The 1,065-nt window shown below is 66.9% G+C and carries 1 protein-coding gene; it reads left to right on the plus strand.

The genetic code is table 11. From position 1 onward, the window contains the following. Position 1: 1 nt before the first annotated feature. On the plus strand, positions 2-1,065 hold a 1,064-nt coding region (gene glyA, locus DFO58_RS00155; protein WP_286163380.1), incomplete at its 3' end, for a serine hydroxymethyltransferase.

Genomic DNA, 1,065 nt, shown 5'->3' on the forward strand with positions numbered 1-1,065 from the left:
GCTGGATCCGGAGGTGGCGCAGCGGATCGATGCTGAGCTGGCCCGCCAGCAGCGCGGCCTGGAAATGATCGCCTCGGAAAACCACACGGCCCAGGCCGTGATGCAGGCGCAGGGTTCGGTGCTGACCAACAAGTACGCCGAGGGCTACCCGGGCCGCCGCTACTACGGCGGCTGCGAAGAGGTCGACGTCATCGAGACCCTGGCCATCGAGCGCGTCAAGGAACTGTTCGGCGCGAAGTTCGCCAACGTCCAACCGCACTCCGGGGCCCAGGCCAACGCCTCGGTCTACCACGCGCTGGTGCGTCCGGGCGATACCGTGCTGGGCTTGAACCTGGCCCACGGCGGGCATTTGACCCACGGCATGAAGATCAACTTCTCCGGCCGCCTGTTCAACATCGTCCCGTACGGCGTGGACGAGGAGACGAACCTGGTGGACATGGATGAGGTTGAGCGCCTGGCCATCGAGCACCAGCCGAAGATGATCGTGGCCGGCTGGTCGGCCTACCCTCGCCAGCTGGACTTCGTCCGCTTCCGCGAAATCGCGGACAAGGTCGGTGCGTACCTGTTCGTGGACATGGCGCATTTCGCCGGCCTGGTCGCCACCGGGCTGCACCCGTCGCCGGTGCCGCATGCGCATGTGGTCACCTCGACCACGCACAAGACCCTGGCAGGCCCTCGCGGCGGCATCATCCTGTCGAATGATGCGGAGATCGCCAAGAAGCTGAACTCGGCGGTGTTCCCTGGCCAGCAGGGCGGCCCGCTGGAGCATGTGATCGCGGGCAAGGCGGTGGCGTTCAAGATCGCCGCCTCGCCGGAGTTCAAGGAGCGCCAGCAGCGCACCCTGGCCGGTTCGCGGATCCTGGCCGAGCGGTTGACCCAGGCCGATGTGGCCGCCAAGGGCATCAGCGTGTTGACCGGCGGCACGGATGTGCACCTGGTGCTGGTGGACCTGCGCCACAGCGAGCTGGATGGGCAGCAGGCCGAGGATCTGCTGGCGCAGGTGGAGATCACGGTGAACCGCAATTCGGTGCCGTTTGATCCGCGTCCGCCGATGACTACCAGCGG

The organism is Arthrobacter sp. AG1021 (assembly GCF_003633665.1).
GTDB classification, from domain to species: Bacteria; Actinomycetota; Actinomycetes; order Actinomycetales; family Micrococcaceae; genus Glutamicibacter; species Glutamicibacter soli.